Source organism: Blautia sp. JLR.GB0024, from assembly GCF_037000545.1.
GTDB lineage: Bacteria > Bacillota > Clostridia > Lachnospirales > Lachnospiraceae > Blautia > Blautia celeris.
The window spans coordinates 113208-132282 of record NZ_JBANBF010000001.1; the positions used below are offsets into that span (position 1 = coordinate 113208).

16 protein-coding genes are annotated in these 19075 nt (G+C 48.5%); 11 read left to right on the forward strand and 5 right to left on the reverse strand.

The genetic code is table 11. The annotated features are described in order from the left end of the window. Positions 1 to 810: 810 nt before the first annotated feature. From V8Q34_RS00465 to V8Q34_RS00495, 7 genes are all read left to right on the forward strand, one after another. Positions 811 to 2178, forward strand: a complete 1368-nt coding sequence (locus V8Q34_RS00465) for an aldehyde dehydrogenase (RefSeq protein ID WP_335834526.1) — start codon at positions 811 to 813, stop codon at positions 2176 to 2178. Between the two features lie 53 nt (positions 2179 to 2231). Beyond that, positions 2232 to 2882 (forward strand): class I SAM-dependent methyltransferase, encoded by a 651-nt coding sequence (locus tag V8Q34_RS00470; protein ID WP_103733168.1) that lies wholly within the window; start codon positions 2232 to 2234, stop codon positions 2880 to 2882. A 190-nt stretch (positions 2883 to 3072) separates the two neighbouring features. Then, positions 3073 to 5154, forward strand: coding sequence for a molecular chaperone HtpG (gene htpG / locus V8Q34_RS00475; protein ID WP_033139742.1), 2082 nt, complete (start codon positions 3073 to 3075; stop codon positions 5152 to 5154). Between the two features lie 314 nt (positions 5155 to 5468). Further along, positions 5469 to 5786 (forward strand): DUF6442 family protein, encoded by a 318-nt coding sequence (locus V8Q34_RS00480; RefSeq protein WP_335834528.1) that lies wholly within the window; start codon positions 5469 to 5471, stop codon positions 5784 to 5786. A 15-nt stretch (positions 5787 to 5801) separates the two neighbouring features. Next, positions 5802 to 6008, forward strand: coding sequence for a helix-turn-helix domain-containing protein (locus tag V8Q34_RS00485; protein ID WP_033139740.1), 207 nt, complete (start codon positions 5802 to 5804; stop codon positions 6006 to 6008). A gap of 15 nt (positions 6009 to 6023) precedes the next feature. Beyond that, positions 6024 to 6704, forward strand: coding sequence for a response regulator transcription factor (locus V8Q34_RS00490; protein ID WP_033139739.1), 681 nt, complete (start codon positions 6024 to 6026; stop codon positions 6702 to 6704). Continuing rightward, positions 6697 to 7893 carry a sensor histidine kinase gene (locus V8Q34_RS00495; RefSeq protein WP_225305339.1) on the forward strand — a complete coding sequence of 399 codons (1197 nt, stop codon included), beginning with the start codon at positions 6697 to 6699 and terminating at the stop codon, positions 7891 to 7893. Before V8Q34_RS00490 ends, V8Q34_RS00495 begins: the two co-directional genes overlap by 8 nt. Here V8Q34_RS00495 and V8Q34_RS00500 read toward each other — a convergent pair. The 5 genes from V8Q34_RS00500 to V8Q34_RS00520 are packed head-to-tail and all read right to left on the reverse strand — an operon-like array spanning position 7890 to position 13615. Then, positions 7890 to 10559 (reverse strand): ABC transporter permease, encoded by a 2670-nt coding sequence (locus V8Q34_RS00500; protein ID WP_335834530.1) that lies wholly within the window; start codon positions 10557 to 10559, stop codon positions 7890 to 7892. The two genes, V8Q34_RS00495 and V8Q34_RS00500, sit on opposite strands and share 4 nt — an antisense overlap. Further along, positions 10556 to 11239, reverse strand: a complete 684-nt coding sequence (locus tag V8Q34_RS00505; RefSeq protein WP_054353364.1) for an ABC transporter ATP-binding protein — start codon at positions 11237 to 11239, stop codon at positions 10556 to 10558. The genes V8Q34_RS00500 and V8Q34_RS00505 overlap by 4 nt, the downstream gene beginning before the upstream one ends. A 49-nt stretch (positions 11240 to 11288) precedes the next feature. Then, complete coding sequence (gene nudC / locus V8Q34_RS00510; protein WP_335834532.1) at positions 11289 to 12140, reverse strand: NAD(+) diphosphatase; 852 nt, start codon at positions 12138 to 12140, stop codon at positions 11289 to 11291. Next, positions 12137 to 13072: an acyltransferase domain-containing protein gene (locus V8Q34_RS00515; protein WP_335834534.1), complete on the reverse strand. Its 936-nt coding sequence runs from the start codon at positions 13070 to 13072 to the stop codon at positions 12137 to 12139. Before V8Q34_RS00515 ends, nudC begins: the two co-directional genes overlap by 4 nt. Before the next feature lie 39 nt (positions 13073 to 13111). Further along, a complete protein-coding gene (locus V8Q34_RS00520; RefSeq protein WP_033139733.1) occupies positions 13112 to 13615 on the reverse strand; it encodes a DUF5721 family protein in 504 nt (167 codons plus the stop codon). 155 nt (positions 13616 to 13770) lie between these two features. Between V8Q34_RS00520 and V8Q34_RS00525 the strand changes: the two genes are divergently transcribed. The 4 genes from V8Q34_RS00525 to V8Q34_RS00540 all read left to right on the forward strand — a co-directional run bounded on the left by V8Q34_RS00525 (position 13771) and on the right by V8Q34_RS00540 (position 19068). Continuing rightward, positions 13771 to 14610 carry a DegV family protein gene (locus V8Q34_RS00525; RefSeq protein WP_033139732.1) on the forward strand — a complete coding sequence of 280 codons (840 nt, stop codon included), beginning with the start codon at positions 13771 to 13773 and terminating at the stop codon, positions 14608 to 14610. Positions 14611 to 14787: 177 nt separating this feature from the next. After that, positions 14788 to 16221, forward strand: coding sequence for an MATE family efflux transporter (locus V8Q34_RS00530; RefSeq protein WP_225305338.1), 1434 nt, complete (start codon positions 14788 to 14790; stop codon positions 16219 to 16221). A gap of 60 nt (positions 16222 to 16281) precedes the next feature. Further along, complete coding sequence (locus V8Q34_RS00535) at positions 16282 to 16569, forward strand: GNAT family N-acetyltransferase (protein WP_335834535.1); 288 nt, start codon at positions 16282 to 16284, stop codon at positions 16567 to 16569. Between the two features lie 27 nt (positions 16570 to 16596). After that, positions 16597 to 19068 carry a beta-mannosidase gene (locus V8Q34_RS00540; protein ID WP_335834536.1) on the forward strand — a complete coding sequence of 824 codons (2472 nt, stop codon included), beginning with the start codon at positions 16597 to 16599 and terminating at the stop codon, positions 19066 to 19068. The last annotated feature ends 7 nt before the right edge of the window (positions 19069 to 19075 follow it).

The window sequence follows — 19075 nt, forward strand, 5'->3', positions numbered from 1 at the left end:
ATGATGGGATATTGTGCCTTTTTTCGGCCTCTTCTGCTGCAAAAGAAAAAATCCTATTCAACTGGCCGGTAAAATATAAGAAAAACCACCTTCTTTTCCCACACGATTTTTCCGTGCCATTTGAGAAAGTGCAAAAAATCCAGAAAGTCCCGACATTTCCAGTGAGCCTGGCTTGGCCTATGAAAGATTACCTGCTATTCTGTTCCAATATCTTAGAATTATAGGTATTTCTGGAGATTCTGATCAGATTCTCTTCCTGCTTTACCTATATTTCAATCCGGGATTTTAAAATTATAGGTATTTCTTAAGTTTCTGACCAATTTTTCTTCCTGCTTTACCTATATTTCAATCCAAGATTTTAAAATTATAGGTATTTCTTAAGTTCCTGACCAATTTTTCTTCCTGCTTTACCTATATTTCAATCCGAGATTTTAAAATTATAGGTATTTCTTAAGTTCCTGACCAATTTTTCTTCCTGCTTTACCTATATTTCAATCTGAGATTTTAAAATTATAGGTATTTCTTAAGTTCCTGACCAATTTTTCTTCCTGCTTTACCTATATTTCAATCCGAGATTTTAAAATTATAGGTATCTCTTAAGTTCCTGGCTAAATTTTCTTTCTGTTTTACCTATTATTTCAATTTAACATCTTAAAATTATAGGCATTCCTTAATGTTCCGTAACAGTAAAGACAAGCTGAACCGTTGCTTTTGCTGCTATGAAACCGAAAGGCTGTAACGCCGGCATACCTTGTTCTTTTCGAAAAAATGTATTACAATAAGGAAAAAGTGCAGAAAAGAGGAATGAATATGGAAATAGATAAACTGGTGCAGTGTCAGAGAAAATTTTTCGATAAGGGATGTACCCTGACTTTGGCTTTCAGACTCCGGGCACTTGAACGGCTGGAGAAGAGTATAAAGAAGCATGAAGGGGAAATCCGGCATGCGCTGTATCAGGATTTGCATAAGTCTTCTTTTGAGTCTTATATGACAGAGGTGGGGATGGTTTTAAGTGAGCTGTCTTTTGTGAAGAGACACCTGAGATCGTGGATGAAGGATAAGACTGTCCACACACCACTGGCACAGTTTCCGGCAAGGAGTTTTGTGACGCATGAGCCTTATGGTGTGGTACTGGTCATGGCACCGTGGAATTATCCTTTTATGCTCTGTCTGGATCCTCTGATCGGGGCCATTGCTGCCGGGAACTGCTGCATTTTGAAACCTTCTGCTTACTCGGGGCATGTATCGGCTGTGATCGCGAAGATGATCCGCCAGGCATTTCCGCCGGAGTTTGTGTGTGTGGTGGAAGGCGGACGGGCGGAGAACCAGGAGCTTTTGGAGCAGCGGTTTGATTATATTTTTTTCACCGGAGGCGTGACAGTGGGCAGGCTGGTGATGGAAAAGGCGGCCCGTTATCTGACACCGGTGACCTTGGAACTGGGCGGCAAAAGCCCCTGTATTGTGGACAGGACAGCTAATCTGAAGATGGCGGCGAAACGACTGGTCTTCGGTAAATATTTGAACAGCGGACAGACCTGTGTGGCACCGGATTATCTGCTCGTGCAGGAAGGGGCCAAAGAAGAATTTCTGGTATATGTCAGACATTATATCAGGGAGATGTTCGGTGAGGCGCCTTTGAAAAACCCGGATTATCCCCGTATGATCAATGAGAAACATTACCATAGGGTCATGGGGCTTCTGAGAGATGAAAAGGTTGAGATCGGCGGTTATGGGGACGAAAAACGACTGCAGATTGCGCCTACGGTACTGACAGGCATCACGGAAAAATCGCCGGTCATGCAGGAAGAGATCTTCGGTCCTGTGCTTCCTGTGCTGACGTTTAAAGAGATACAGGAAGCGCTTCAGTTTGTAAAAGAGAGGGAAAAGCCATTGGCCCTCTACCTTTTTACCAGAGATAAGAAGACCGAACGGAAGGTTCTTGTGAATCTCTCCTTTGGCGGAGGCTGTATCAATGATACCATCATTCATCTGGCTACGCCGCATATGGGCTTCGGCGGTGTGGGCGGCAGCGGTATGGGAAGCTATCACGGAAGAGAAAGCTTTGATACTTTCAGCCATAAAAAAAGCGTGGTGAAGAAGTCAGACCTTATCGATCTGCCCATCCGTTATCAGCCTTACACGGAGGGGAAAGAGTGGCTGCTCCGCAGATTTTTATAAGGTTTCATACAGCGGCAGCAGTCCGCAGTAATTTCAGAAAGGGGAAACATAAGATGTCAAAAAGACCATCAGACAATGAATATTTCTGGAACAGGAGGTCCAGAGTTTACGATGACCAGGTATGGAAGGTCTATAAAAAAGCATATAAAAAGACAGTGAAACGTACACTGCCGTATCTGAATGAGGAGGCAAAGGTCCTGGATTTCGGATGCGGCACGGGCAACACCACCATTCCCATATCACAGAAGGTGAAGGAGATCGTGGCGATTGATACCTCAGAGGAGATGATGGAAAAAGCAGTGCAGAAGGCAGCACAGGAAGAGTGCCGGAACATTACCTTTTGTCATACGGACCTGATGAATTTCAGCGGTGAACCGGAAAGCTTTGATGTGGTCACCGCGTTCAATGTGCTGTTATACCTCTCAGACAGGGATGAAGTCCTGGAAAAAATATGGTCTCTTCTCAAGCCGGGCGGTGTGTTTATCTCTGCCACAGACTGCCTGGGCAGGAATTTTTCAAAGGATTCCGTGAAAAAGTTTTTGAAAAGCAAGCTGCATCTGATGCCCTATGTGGCTTTTGACACACCGATCGGTCTTATGAGAAAAATACAGAAAAAGGGATTCCTTGTGCTGGAAATCGTAAACCTGCACAGAAATCCGCCGAATATATTTATTGTGGCACAGAAAATAGACAACAGGGATTAAAGAATCTGAATTTATAATTTGTTTATAATCTTAATAAAAATTTGTTAGCACTCAATTAGATTGAGTGCTAATTTTCTCTTGACTTTTCTTTCCCCTGGTATTAATATTATTTTTAGCAGCAGAAAACCGGAGTAAGGTTTTTTGCAATAAAAAATAAAATCACACAGAAAAGGCAAAGGAGATGCATATCATGGCTAACAAGCGTGGTACCTTATCAATTAATAGCGACAATATTTTTCCGATCATCAAGAAATGGTTGTATTCTGACCATGACATTTTTTTCCGTGAGATGATTTCCAACGGATGTGATGCCATCACCAAACTGAAAAAACTGGAGGTTATGGGTGAGTATACATTCCCGGAAGGACATAAGAACAAGATTGAAGTGATCGTGAATCCGGAAGAGAAGACACTGAAGTTCATTGATACCGGTCTTGGTATGACTGCTGACGAGGTGGAAGAATACATCACTCAGATCGCATTTTCCGGTGCAACAGAGTTCCTGGAGAAATATAAGGACAAGACAAACGAAGACCAGATCATCGGACATTTCGGTCTGGGATTCTACTCCGCTTTCATGGTAGCGGACGAGGTTCATATCGATACACTTTCCTACAAGGAAGATGCCGTACCGGTACACTGGGAATGTGACGGCGGCACGGAATATGAGATCGGTGAGGGAAATCGTACCAAAGTCGGTACAGAGATCACCCTGTTCCTCAATGAGGACGCTCTGGAGTTTGCCAATGAATACCGTGCAAGGGAAATCATTGAAAAATACTGTTCCTTCATGCCTGTTGAAATTTTCCTGTCAAAAGCTAACGCAGAGCAGGAATATGAGACCATCGACGAGGCTGATTTAAGAGATGACGACGTGGTGGTTGAGCACATCCACGAGGAGGCCAAGACAGAGGAAAAGGAAAACGAGAACGGCGAGAAAGAGATCGTTGAGGTATCTCCTGCCCGGGATAAAGTTAAGATCAATAAGCGCCCGGTATCTCTCAGTGATACCCATCCGCTTTGGACAAAACATCCCAATGAGTGCACCGATGAGGAGTATAAGGACTTCTACAGGAAAGTATTCATGGATTACAAGGAGCCGCTGTTCTGGATCCACCTGAATATGGATTACCCCTTCAATCTGAAAGGTATTTTGTACTTCCCGAAGATCAATATGGAGTACGAATCCATTGAGGGAACCATCAAACTGTACAACAACCAGGTATTCATTGCGGATAATATCAAAGAAGTCATTCCTGAGTTTCTGATGCTGTTAAAGGGTGTCATCGACTGCCCGGATCTGCCTCTGAACGTATCCAGAAGTGCGCTGCAGAATGACGGATTTGTAAAGAAAATCTCTGATTATATCAGCAAAAAAGTGGCTGACAAACTGTCCGGCATGTGCAAGACAGACAGAGAAAACTATGAAAAATACTGGGATGATATCAGCCCGTTCATCAAATTCGGCTGCTTAAAAGACACCAAGTTCTCTGAGAGAATGATGGACTACATCCTGTACAAGAATATTGACGGCAAATATCTGACTCTGGAAGACTGCATCAAAGAGAATGAAAAACCGGAAGATGCAAAAGAGGCAGAAGAGACCACGGTTGAGGAGACAAAAGAAGAAGGCGCTGAGGGAGACAAGAAAGACGAAGAGGAAAAAGAGCCTGAGAAGACCAATGTTTACTATGTGACCGACGAGGTACAGCAGAGCCAGTACATTAATATGTTCAGGGAACAGGGTCAGGATGCTGTTATCATGAAGCACAATATTGACTCTCCGTTTATCTCCCATGTAGAGCAGCTTAAGGAGAATGTAAGATTCCTGCGCATTGATGCGGATATAAATGAATCCGTAAAAGAGGAGGACGCGGCAGCACTTGAGGAGGAGACAAAGACACTCTCCGAGCTGTTCAAGAAAGTGCTGAATAAAGAGAACCTGACAGTTAAGGTGGAGAAACTGAAAAATGAGAACGTTTCTTCCATGATGACCGTTTCAGAGGAAAGCCGCCGTATGCAGGAAATGATGAAGATGTATAACATGTACGGCATGGACCCGTCCATGTTCGGCGGACAGGAGACACTGATACTGAATGCCAACAACAAGCTGGTACAGTATGTTCTGGAGAACGGGGACACAGACAATACAAAAGTCATCTGCGAGCAGCTCTATGACTTGGCTGTGCTGAGCCACAGACAGCTCACTCCGGAGGAGATGACAAAATTTGTGGCACGCAGCAATGAGATCATGATGATGCTTGCCAAATAAAAGAATCGCAGCAATTTAACAGACAGTGCAGACGGAAGAGAGAGTATTCTTTTCCGTCTGTATTTTTTTGCACTGGAAAAGGGCCGCAAACGGCCGCGCTTCGGCGCGAGAGTCCGGCAAGCCGGACTCTTTGTTCCATTGGAAGAGGGCCGCAGATGACTGCACTTTTATGCGGGAATCAGGAATTCTCGGCAGGCAGCCTCGAGATACCTGAAAGGATGCAAAGAAAACTTGGCAAAAGGTATTGACAAGAAAACTTGGCATGATATACTGAGAGTGACAAGAAAACTTGGCAGAGAGAGGAAGGTATCATAATGGAGAAAGAAGAAGTTCTGGAGAGAGTACAGAAGAGCAGAAAAGGGTCTATGGATGAGTGGGAGCTGCAGGTCTCCCAGAAAGGGTTTACTTTGGCACTCATGGTCATTCTTCTGGTATCACTGGCGCTGATGATCACAAAGATCGTGGCAGGACAGCCATGGAGTGACGTGTACTGCATCTTTTTTACAGGTATGGGAATCTCCCGTCTGTATAATGGGGTGAAGCTGCATAAAAAAGGAGAGTTGTTTTTAGGTATTCTTTCCCTGCTCACCGCGGCGGCACTGTTTATCGGCTATATCAGTGAAATTATATAGAAAACAGGTGTGCGGATGGAAGAGAATCTGATTTTAAGAAACCGTTTAAAGGAAGCCAGGGCAGAGAAAAAGCTGTCCCAGAACCAACTGGCAGAGATGGTGGGGGTGTCCAGAAACACCATCAGTTCCATTGAGACGGGACAGTTTAACCCAACAGCAAAGTTGGCGCTGATATTATGTATTGCCCTTGATAAGAAATTCGAGGATTTGTTTTATTTTTGATAAAGGAGAAAAACCATGCCCCATATATTACTGCTTGAGGATGATGAGACCATTGCCTTCGGAATCCGGTGCGCAATGGAGAAGGAGGGAAGCACCACGGTCTGGTGCAGGACATTAAAGGAGGCAGAAGCCCGTCTGGACGGAAGAGTGGAGTTAGTGCTTCTGGACCTGAACCTGCCGGATGGCAGCGGATTTGCTTTCTGCAGTCAGGTTAAGGCCTTTGATGAAACCCTTCCTGTGATCTTCCTGACTGTGCGCGATGACGAGAAGGATATTGTGAAAGGGCTGGATATGGGAGCGGATGACTATATTGTGAAGCCGTTTCTGCTGTCTGTTCTCTTATCCAGAGTTCGGGCTGTCTTAAGAAGGAGCACCAGGGCAGCGGAGAAGGGAAAACTTACCTGTGGTGACATTTCCATGGATACGGAGAAGATGAAAGCTTATCTGGGGACAGAGGAAGTGGTTCTCACAGCCGGTGAGCTGCGCCTGCTGCGTGTGCTTATGGAAAATAAAAACCAGGCGATCACCAGGAACCGTCTGCTGGAACTTCTGTGGGATGCGGATGGAAATTTTGTCAATGACAATACCCTTACGGTCACCATGAAACGCCTTCGGGAGAAAATGAATAACCCAAAACAGATTCAGACCCTTCGGGGGATTGGCTATCGGATGGAGGAGACAGGGGAGAATGGATAGAAGAGAAAAAAAGAGAACCGTACCGGCAGTGCTGGCCGCGGCAGTCTGCCTGGGACTGCTTCTTGGAACGGTCTTCGCGGCGGTTTCCTCCGGTATGCAGAGAAAGACTGTGGAACAGATTATGTCCTGCACTATAAAGGAGGAGCCGGAGCTTGCCGGCAAAGTGACGGCTATATTAAAGGAAAGCAGTACCGCCTCCGTATCCCGGGAGGGCAGGGAGTGGCTGGACAGATACGGATACACGGCTGCTTATTACAGAAGAGGTCTGCTTCCGGTGTATCTGGGGATTTCTTGTCTGTGCTTTCTGGGGATCTTCGCAGTCTGGTTATGCTGGTATAAAAGGTCGGAGAAGGGGAAAGGGCAGCGTATTGAGGAGCTCACCGCATATCTGGAGGATGTAAACCAGGGCCGTGAGACCGTGTTGTCCCGCAGGGAAGATGAATTTTCCATACTGGAGGATGAGATATATAAGACTGTCCGGGAACTTCGCAGGACCAAGGAAGAGGCCTGTCAGGAGCGGCAGAACCTGGCGGATAATCTGGCGGATATTGCCCACCAGTTAAAGACACCCATTACCTCCATGTCCTTGATGGTACAGCTTCTGCAGCAGGAAGGGGAGATACAGGGGACAAAGGTGTATCTGGACCGGCTGGAGGATCAGATTTTTCGGATGGAGTATCTGGTTGCCAGCCTTCTCACCCTGTCCAGACTGGATGCGGGAACACTGGAACTGGAGCAGGAAAACCTGGATGCTGCGTCCGTCATCATTGAAGCCTGTGAGCCGCTGGAGCCGCAGATCAGAGCGCGGGAACAGACGCTCAGCATTCCACAGCAGATACAGGCCTGTTTTAAGGGGGACAGACACTGGACAGCCGAAGCTCTGTCCAATCTGATTAAGAACTGCAGTGAGCACGCAGAAGAGGGCGGGAGCATCACAATAAAATACCACCAGAACCCCCTCTATACGGAGATTCTGGTGGCAGATAACGGCCCGGGATTTGATGAGGAGGATATCCCCCATCTTTTCCAGCGGTTCTACCGGGGGAAAAACGCCGGCAGGGACAGCATCGGCATTGGCCTTGCGCTGTCAAAATCCCTGATCGAGCGCCAGAACGGAACTTTGCGGGCGGACAACGGGCAGGACGGAGGCGCCTGTTTTACCGTGCGGTTCTATACAGATTCCCGTTAGAACGTCTCATCCTTCAGCGCGTCGATGATATTTTCCTTCAGTAATTTTCTGCTGCCCAGAGCGTATGTGCCCAGCATGACAACCAGCAGCAGGACCGTGTAAGCAAGAATCTTTAAAAACGGCGCGTGCGCCAGATAGATGCTGACAGGAAGCCCGGATACGTTCAGGAAGAAGGCTACAAAGAGCACCTGCACGGGAAGGCTTACAAGAATCGGTGTCAGACCGAAAAGCAAAGCCTCCAGTGACAGGATACGGGACAGGGCCCGCGGGGAAAGCCCTACGGAGCGCAGGGTGGAAAGCTCCCTTCTGCGGCTTTTTAAGGTCCCGGATACCGTTGCCCACACATTGGACAGGCCAATGACAGCCATCAGGCCGGAAATGAAGAAGATAACAGCACTGTACATCTTATTGGCATCCCGGTCAAGTTTCTCTTCCTCCAGAATGTCGGAGATATAATAGTCACCGGAACCATAATACTTGTTACTGAACGCTTCCATATTCTTACGGATTCCCTCAATATGCTTTCTGCTGTCAGCGTAGAAAAGGCCAATGGCGTGATAGGAACCAAGCCGCCGTTTTTCCCTGCAGTTTTCAGCCAGGGCATCCATGGAGCTCATGGGCACAAACTGGATCAGGGTATATCCCGGAAATTCTACGCCGGGAAGGGGCGTTTTGTCTGTAATATGTCCGGCTTTTATACGGAAAGTGGATTCGCCCTCCTCCTCATCCAGGATCTTATCGGATAAGGTCAGGGTATCTCCCTCCTGAAGTTTCAGAAAATCTATGTCCTCTGTGTGGGAGGGCTTTCCGTTTATCTTGTCAGCAGTCCGGTTGTACACAATAGCACGTGGGTCCGCAGTGTCAAAATAAGGTGCCGGGTCAATGCCAAGCAGAGAGCAGTATGCACGGAAAGACGCATCATCCAGTCCCATAATGTAACTTTGGATCCGGTACTGCCCGTCTCTTTTGATGGGATAATATTTTCCTGCATCTGTTACAGCTTCCATGCCTCCTGCGCGCTTCAGTTCCTCGGACTCCATGTCTGCGGTCATCCACAGGGCGGATTTTAAGGAAGAATAAAAGACAGCGTCCTTTACATGGGGAAGCTTTTTTAAGTCATAGAGTATCTCCTGTTCCGGAGCCTGCCCGTTATCCAGGTAATATTCAATATGGGCTTTTGAAGCCTCATCCTTTTGGACGGCTGCGTCCGTTTGGGCGCTCCTTAAGGCATTCAGATGCCAGAAGCAGGCCAGCAGAAGAAAAGACAGAGTCAGGGAAATCGTGGCTGTCCGGTAGGATCTCTTCCGGGCGGAAAGTGCACTGGATGCCATCTCCCCCTCAATACCGAAGAACCGGGACAGAAGATGCCTGGAACGTGTCTTTTTTATATTTCCCATACCACCCTGCCGTATGGCTTCTATAGGCGTGAGGCGTGCGATCCGTTTGGCGGGTATTCCGGCTGAAAACCAGACCGTCAGGAAGGTGAGGAGCACAGCGGGCAGTATGCTCAAAAGCCCGTAGGAGAAAATTACCTTCATCCCCTCCTGGCGTGCGGAGTTGTTAATGGAGTTAATATACCGGATGAGCCGGCTGTCCAGAAACCATCCGGTAGCAAGGCCGGCCGGCAGAGGCAGAAGCATGAGGAGCAGGCCCTCCCAGATGACGGACCGCCGAATCTGACGGGGCGAGGCGCCGATGCTTGCCAGAACGCCCAACTGGGTGATCCGGGAATTGGCGGACAGGGAAAAGGCGTTGTGTATGATGAGGATAAAAAGGCCCACAACCAGTGCTGCCAGAAACAGATACATCAGGGGATAGGCCAGCATCTGCATGGCACTGTCAAAACTAAGCTGTCCTTTGGGAAACACAAAGTGCTGTGACAGATAGTCGGCATTGTATTTCAGGTTATAATTTCCGTATTCATCTGTTTCCCATCCGATCAGTTCCGCTATCTTGGGAAGGTCCCTGTAGGTGTCGTGTATGGAATGAAAGCGCAGATAGACTGTGACGGACTCCTCCGGTTTTATCTCTTCCTCCTCCATATAACCCATAGCATAATACATAGGGACCGTGGATGCTGTTGTGACATCCAGTATGCCCACGATCGTAAAGGTGCGTTCCCCTTTTTGGGAAAAACTCTCCCCGCTGCGAAGCGGCTCTGTGGCTTCCAGAACTGTACCGTCCTTTACCCGATCCCCGATGGGAAGCGTTATTCTATCCCCGACTTTGAGCTGGGGATTGTTCTCAAAATACTGTTTTGAGATGACAATCTCATCGGACGCTCTGGGAATGCGGCCTTCGGTCAGCTCATTTTTATCAGACATATGCTCCCAGTATGGGGCATTGGCACAGCGGAAGGACAGATATTCTCTTCTGGGGTCCTCGATCTTCGCCGTGATAAATTCGCCTTTTATCAACAGGGATTCCACCGTGGAGTAATCCCTGATCAGAGGCAGATCCCGGCCGAAGGTCTCCCCGAACAGTTCCCCATGCCAGTCACCGGATTTGTACACGGTGAGGGTGATGGTGTCCTTCCACATGGTCTCCAAAAAGCCGCAGAGGGAGGCCAGGAAGGTGCTGGTCAGATAAAGGGCAATCATAATGGCACAGCTTGTGCGCTTGTTCTGACGGATAAAATCCAGGGTATATTCTCTCAGAATCTTCATGATGGGTTCACCTGGTCTTTGATTACCCTGCCGTCCTCCATGGTCAGGATTCGGTCAGCCTCCAGTGCCAGCTTTTCATCGTGTGTGATCAGAAGAACGGTCTGTCCGAACCTGCGGTGTGACAGCTTCAGAAGATCCATGGTCTCCCGGGAATTTTTCCGGTCTAAGTTGCCGGTGGGTTCATCTGCCAGCAAAATGGCAGGGCGGCAAATCAGGCTTCTGGCAATGGCAGCCCGCTGCTGCTGTCCCCCGGAGAGTTCTCCGGGAAGGTGTTCCAGCCGGTCGGTAAGACCCAGAGTCGTGACGATCTGGTCAAATCTTTCCCGGTCAGGCCTGCGTCCGTCCAGAAGAACAGGCAGAAGTATATTTTTCCGGATGGTGAGAGTGGGAATCAGATTATAAAACTGATAGATCAGACCGACTTTCCGGCGCCTGAAGGCGGCGAGTGCCTCCTCATTCAGGGTGGAAATGTCTGTGTCCTCAATACGGATCTCGCCTTCTGTAGGGCGGTCCACGCCTCCAAGAAGATGCAGAAGCGTGGATTTTCCGGAACCGGAAGCGCCTACAATGGCTACGAATTCTCCGCTTTCCACGGAGAGAGTGACATGATCCAGGGCAGTGACCGCGTTTGGCCCTGCGCCGTAAATTTTCGTCAGATTTTTACAAGATAGTATTTCCATAGTTGTGTATCCTCCTTATGGAAACACAGTATAGCAGGGGAAAATGACATTACAGTGACAATTTGTCATCAAGTCCGTTTTTAAACAGTGTCATCATCTCCCTGGTGAGGCTGATTTCGTATGCATCATCAGGTATCTGGGAACGCTCGTGCCATTCTGCCAGGGCCAGCTCCTCCTCGTCCAGCCGGATGGTGTCGTCACCGTCTAAATCACAGAAGAAGCCGAAGAGCAGAGTATCACTGAAAGACCATGGCTGGCTTTTGTAAAAGCGGATATTTTTGACCTTTAAGCCTACCTCCTCCATAACTTCTCGTCTCACCGTGTCTTCTATAGGCTCTCCAATCTCCGCAAATCCGGCAATAAGGGCATAGTTGGTAAATTCACGTCCTGCGTATTTGGAGAGCAGCAGCTTATCCCCGTTTCTCACGGCAACAATGACCGCGGGGGAGAGCTTTGGATACTCCATAGTTTGGCAGTGGGGGCAGTACATCATACGTTCTTTTTTATCCGGCTTCATCTTACGGCCGCAGGATCCGCAGAAGCGGCGCCCTTTATACCATTTGTAGAGCTGGTGTCCGGTAATACCTGCAAAGATAAGATGACGGGGGCTTAAGGTGCGCAGGCTGTCGGTCTTTTCAAAGGTATAGTCCGGCATCTCCTCAAAGGGGAGCCGGGATATAAGGTAATATGCAGTCTCATCTATGGTGAAAAGATATGTCCACATGTCTCTGACAGCCGGATATACGGCTTCCGCCTCTGCATAAGTGGGAAATGCGATCTCTCCGTCTGTGACATTCATGAATATCCGGTCTTTATCGTAACAGAGCAGCACACTGTTCTTTTGAGGATGGTGGGGCAGATATTCGTTGTGGTAAATATGCGGTGCAATATCCTGTATCATAATTCTTCTCCTGTCACTCTTTTATCATATATAAAAACGCCGAATCCCATTCCGGCCATGTGTCCTTCCATTAACCAGGAGCGGTAAGCTCTCTGGAGTCCTGTGTTACCAGGAAGCTTGTCAGCCGGTTTTTTGTAGTCCTCATAAAAGATTCTCCACAGATCCCCGTTGTTATACTCCTCTCTGAAAATGTCATAATCCTGCATAAATCCCAGAATATTGGAAGTTTTCGGAAGGAACAGCCTGTGTTCCGGAAAGAGCATCCAGGATTCGCACAGGAACACAATGGGCCTGTCCTTGAAGGAATCACGGAAGAAGTCTGCGGCCATGGCGTAGGACTTCATGTATTCTTCCCTTTTTAAGGGGCCGCAGGACGGGATGTGCACGTTGATGACAAGGTCGCCGGGATGTAGGGATACGCCGTCTTTTTCGTAGGTTTCCCGAAAGGGCACCAGCTCATACTGGAAACGCCCAAGCGCAAAACGTCTGACCTCAAACCACCAGATCTGCCACTGCGCTACGCTGGTGCCCCATATGCCGAACATTTTTCTGCATTCCAGAAGCTTCCAGTGCAGGTCCATCATGGAGGCACGGAAGATTTCCGGCGCAATGCCGCGTTCTTCGTAGATTTTCCTGGTTTTGCGTGACAGGATAATATAGAAGAGCATGTGGAGGGTATATGTGTGGATGCCGCAGCGCGGGGAGACATCCTTTAATTCCTCCAGGATTTTTTCGTAGTCCATATGGATGTTTTCACTGTATGTCCGGTCAGCAGCAGTGAGTATACGGAGAACTTCCCGATTTTTAAAAACCTGATCCAGGGACTGCGCAAGAGAGGCGGCAGCTTCCCGGGGGTAATCCATCTCGCGGGCAAACAGGGTCAGATTTTCCATCCATTCCTGTTTGAAGTCATTTTTTTCATAATTTTGCATACTTTTCCTTCTTTCACATAAACTATTATCAATATAAAATCAGACAAGCAGCACAGGAATCTGCTGCTGCTTGAAAAATTTGGTCACCATTTCATCCCACACCCGGTCCAGGGACTTGTCCATGGTAAAGGTTCTCAGGGATGTACCTGTTGTGCAGGTCACATGACTGCCGTCGTACTGCAGGTTCAGATACAGGCCGAAGACATCTGCCGGTGTCTGGGAAAGTCCGCTTCCCACAAGCAGTTTTTCCACATTCTGCCGGGAGAGCTGAAATACAATTTTAAAGTGCAGCGGGGTATGTTTTCCTTTCATGATGGAGAAGCAGAAGGGTTTTATTTCCTTCCACGTTGAGAAGGTGCGCTCTGTCCGGGCGAGCATTTCCGCCTGTTCTGAATCAAAGAACTCCTTGTGGAGGGAACCGTCAATATGGTAAGTGACAAAGGTGGTCACATTGGCCTCACACAGCCAGAAGGCATCGAAGTCGGTTCCGATAAGCAGACGGGACATAAAGTCTTTTACATCCTGTACCTGTAAAGCTATCATGATATTATTTCCTCTTCCTGTCATTAGTCTAATGAATAGTATATACGAAAAACGGGAAAAATCAAAGTACTTTCATGAAAAAAGCCCTTTTCAACAGCATGGTTTTGTGTTATCATAAAACATAGTATTAAAAACTACATATAAGAGGTTGCAAGATGAGATATAAAATAGTAATAGACAGCTGCGGAGAATTAATAGAACGTTGGAAAGAAGACCCGGCCATTGAACGGGCATCCCTGACCCTTACTGTCGACGAAGAAGATATTGTGGATGATGAGAGCTTTGATCAGGCATATTTCTTAAAAAGAGTGGCAGAATCACCGAACTGTCCCAAATCCTCATGTCCCTCCCCGGAGAGATATATGGAAGCCTATGACTGTGAGGCAGACCATGTGTATGCAGTGACGCTTTCCTCAGAACTGAGCGGCTCCTATAACAGTGCCGTACTCGGCAGAAATCTGCTTTTGGAGAGCAGTCCTGAGAAAAAAATCCATGTATTCAATTCCCGCTCAGCTTCTGTGGGCGAGACCCTGATCGCTCTGAAGATTGAAGAGTGTGAGAGTAAAAATATGGAATTTGAGGATATTGTCCGGGAGGTAGAGGCTTATATTGAGAGCCAGAACACCTATTTTGTGCTGGAGAGCCTTGAAACTCTGCGAAAGAACGGACGATTAAGTAATCTGAAGGCATTTGTGGCCACGGCCCTGAAGATCAAGCCTGTCATGGGAGCGACCCCGGAGGGCACGATCATACAGCTTGACCAGGCAAGAGGCATCAACAAGGCCCTTATGAAAATGGTGGATTATATTGTGGAGCGCTCAGAGAACAGTGCGGACAGAATACTGGGCATCTCACACTGCAACTGCCGGGAGCGGGCGGAGATCGTGAAGGACGCCATTGTAAAACGGATTCCGGTAAAGGATGTAGTTCTTTTAGATACCGCAGGCGTCAGCAGTATGTATGCCAATGACGGCGGAATCATTGTGGTGATTTAACCCCAAGGGGATAGGCGGAAACGGAAGGAGATGAGCCGTTTCCGCCTTTCTATTTGCTCTTTTTGCCGCAGCACCTGCGGACAGCGGAAAAAAACACCCGGTCAAAGAAAAATACATTTTGACCGGGCTGTCTTTTTATAGTAGGATAAGTATATATCATATTCAGCGGAGCTGAATATGTATGAGAAAAATGTGACAGAAGAAGGTAAACGTATTATGGGAGGACAACTGAAGAAATTATTCGCCCCTGTGGATATGACAGAGGGCAGACCGTGGGAGAAGATCGTGGCTTTTACTGTGCCGCTTGTTATCGGTAATATCGCGCAGCAGCTCTACAACACGGTGGACAGTATTATTGTGGGACGGTATGTGGGAGACAATGCCCTGGCAGCGGTGGGCAGTGCCGGACCGATCTTAAACCTGCTGCTTGTTTTATTTATCGGTATTTCCGTGGGAAGCAGTGTTATGGTTTCCCAGTATTTCGGGGCAAAGGAGAGGGAGGAACTCTCCGGCACCATAGGAAGCTGTATCACCCTGACCGCCATTGCCTCAGTCATTATCATGGCGCTGGCACCCTTTGTGATCATGCCTATGCTGGAGCTTCTGCATACGCCGGATACGATCATTGACTGGTGTAATTCCTATCTGAGAATTTTGTTCATCGGCATTGCAGGTGTGGCTTACTACAATATTCTGAGCGGAATCCTCAGGGGTCTGGGAGATTCCGTATCGGCCCTTATATATCTGCTTGTGGCGACGGTGCTGAATATTATCCTGGATCTGTGGTTTGTAGCCGGCCTGGGCCTGGGCGTGCCGGGGGTTGCCCTTGCCACGGCCATTGCGCAGGCAGTATCGGCAGTCCTCTGCATGTGGAAACTGACCCGCATGAAGGATGTCTTTGATTTCAGACTCCACTATCTGAAGATGAAAAAGAACCATGCCGTGAATATTATCCGTCTGGGACTTCCCTCCGGGCTTACCCAGGCTATTTTTTCCATGGCCATGGTCATTGTGCAGTCCCTTACCAACAGCTTCGGGGAAATGCTCATAGCAGCCAATGTGATCGTTATGCGTGTGGACGGCTTTGCCATGATGCCGAACTTTTCCTTCGGCACCACCATGACCACTTATGCGGGTCAGAATGTGGGGGCAAACAGCTACGACCGGGTGGAACAGGGAGCCAGACAGGGCACCATGATCGCGGCAGGCACATCCGCTGTGATCACGGTCCTCATCCTGCTGTTCGGCAGGAATCTGATGGGTATCTTTACCGGCACCTCTGAGCTTGTGGATCTGAGTATGCGCATGATGTGCATACTGGCAGTGGGATACATAGCCATGGCTGTGACCCAGAGTCTTTCCGGAGTCATGAGGGGAGCAGGTGATACCATGACGCCTATGTGGATCTCCATCATTACCACAGTCCTGATTCGTGTGCCTCTGGCTTACGGGATATCCTGGGCCACCAGAACACCGGAACTTCCCAACGGCCGCAGTGAGTGTATCTTTATCTCTCTCTTGGTATCCTGGGTACTGGGTGCCATTGTCACCTGGTTTTTCTACAGGAGAGGAAAGTGGAAAACAAAAGCGCTTGCAGCAGCAGAAAAGTAGGAATATAAAAGCCGGTTAAGCCGGCTTTTATGAAATAAAAAAGTGAAGAGGAGAATGATTATGGAATTTACGAAGGAAAAATCAAAAATCGCCTATTACAATGAAGAGGGGAAAATACTGGCAGAAGTCACATTTCCCGCTGTAAACAAAAACACGGTGAATATCAACCATACCTTTGTAGATGAATCTCTGCGCGGACAGGGGATTGCGGGAAAGCTTATGCAGGCAGCGGCACAGTATCTGGATGAGAGCGGAAAAAAAGTGCTTCCCACATGTTCTTATGCTGTGGGCTGGTTTGCAAAACATCCGGAATATAGTCATCTTCTGCTTGACGGCAGTGAAGAATAAGAAGTCTGAAAAGGGGAAAGCAGCAAAATGATAAAACAGAATCTTCATGAAAACTGGGAAATGCATACCGCGGGGTGGGACGACTGGCAGCCGGCACAGGTACCCGGAACCGTATACACGGATCTTTTGAGAAACGGCAATATGGAGGATCCATTTTGGAAGGACAATGAGAATAAAGCTCTGGCACTGATGGAAAACGACTATGAATATGAGACCATATTCGCCTGTGGGACGGACCTTCTCTCCTGTGACAGCGTTTTGCTGCGCTTTGAGGGGCTGGATACCATTGCGGACATCTATGTGAATCATGAATATATAGGCAGAACAGACAATATGCACCGGACCTGGGAATTTTCCGTGCGGCATCTTCTCCATGAAAAGGGAAACTCCCTGCGGATACTTTTCCACTCACCGCTTGCGTACATCAGGGAAAAATTCGCGGAGGCGCCCACAAGAGGGTCTGAGGACGCCATGGACGGTTTTGTGCACATCCGGAAAGCGCACTGTATGTTCGGCTGGGACTGGGGTGCTCATCTGCCGGATGCAGGTATCTTCCGCCCGGTATCCCTTCTGGGGATACAGAAAGCCTGCCTTGACAGTGTGTATCTGCGCCAGGAGCACCGGGCAGGATATGTCAGACTGAAGCCTCAGGTGCATGTAAGGATCGTGAAGGACCGGGTGGCAGGAGACCCCATGGAACTCCACGGACAGGATTCCTGCTGTTCCTACCGGATCACCATAGAGGATCCCGATAAGGCAAAACGTGTCTTTGACGGCTCCCCGGAGGAGATCGTTATTGAAGATCCCAGACTCTGGTGGCCCAACGGCCTTGGGGAACAGCCCTTGTATACCGTCAAGACAGAGCTTATGTGCGGGGATACGGCAGTGGATGAAAAGATACAGCGCATCGGTCTTCGCACCATGACCATGCATGTGGAGAAGGACGCATACGGGGAGAGCTTTGCCCATGAGGTTAACGGGGTACAGGTATTTGCCATGGGCGCTGACTATATCCCCGAGGACCACCTGCTGGGCAGGACTACCCCGGCAAAGACCAGAAAACTGCTTAAGGACTGCAGGGCAGCCAATTTCAATGCCGTTCGTGTGTGGGGCGGCGGGTATTATCCTGAGGACTGGTTCTACGATATCTGCGATGAACTGGGTCTTATGGTATGGCAGGACTTTATGTTCGCCTGTGCGGTCTATGATCTGACGCCTGCCTTTGAGGAGAATATGAGAAAAGAGCTGGCTGACAACATAAAACGGATCCGCCATCACGCTTCCTTAGGTCTGTGGTGCGGCAACAATGAGATGGAGATGTTTGTAAAGGAGGGAAACTGGGTATCAAAGCACTCTGAGGTGAGGGATTATCTGCTCATGTATGAGAGAGTGATCCCGGAGGTGCTGAGGGAGTATGACCCTGTGACCTTTTACTGGCCGGCAAGCCCTTCCTCCGGCGGTTCCTTTGACGAACCGAATGATCCGGACAGAGGTGATGTGCATTACTGGGATGTATGGCACGGAAACAAGCCCTTCTCGGATTACAGAAATTATTTCTTCCGCTATGCGTCAGAATTCGGATTCCAGTCTTTTCCCTGCCTGAGCACAGTCAAGACATTTACGGATGATCCGGATGACTTTAATATTTTTTCCTATGTGATGGAAAAGCACCAGAGAAATGCAGGCGCCAACGGTAAGATCATGAATTACATGCAGCAGACATTCCGTTATCCCTCCTCTTTTGAAACCGTGCTCTACGCTTCACAGCTTCTCCAGGCGGAGGCCATCCGCTACGGCGTGGAACATTTCAGGAGAAACAGGGGAAGATGCATGGGAGCCATTTACTGGCAGCTCAATGACTGCTGGCCTGTGGCCTCCTGGTCCTCCATTGACTACACCGGACGGTGGAAGGCGCTGCATTATTACGCAAAACGTTTCTTCGCCCCCATTATGGTGTCCTGCCAGGAGGAGGGCTGGCTGACACAGAAGCCGGATATGAACCGGGAGCATTTTGAGTTTGAAAAGTCCATCCGTCTCAATGTGACAAATGAGACAAGAAAGGAACAGCAGGTCCTGGTCAGATGGGCGGTGCGGAACCGGAGGGCAGAGATTTTTTCCTCCCATGAAGAACTTGTCAGTGTTCCGGCTATGTCCAGTGTCTGGCTGGACAAAGTGGAATTCCCGCATATCCAGATCTTTGACAGATATGTAAGTTATGAGATTGTGCAGAACGGGGAAATCCTGTCCGAGGGGACTGTCATCTTCTCCCTTCCCAAGTATTTTGCCTATGCAGACCCCGGGCTTTCCTGCAGAGTGGAAGGGGATGAGATCGTCGTTCTGGCACAGGCTTATGCAAAGAGCGTGGAGATACAAAATAAAGCGGAAGACCTGCTCCTGTCAGACAACTACTTTGACATGAACGCAGGGGAGAAGCGCGTCAGGATCCTGGGCGGGGAACCAAAAGACCTGCGCCTGAGAAGTGTGTATGATATTCGGTAAATGGAGG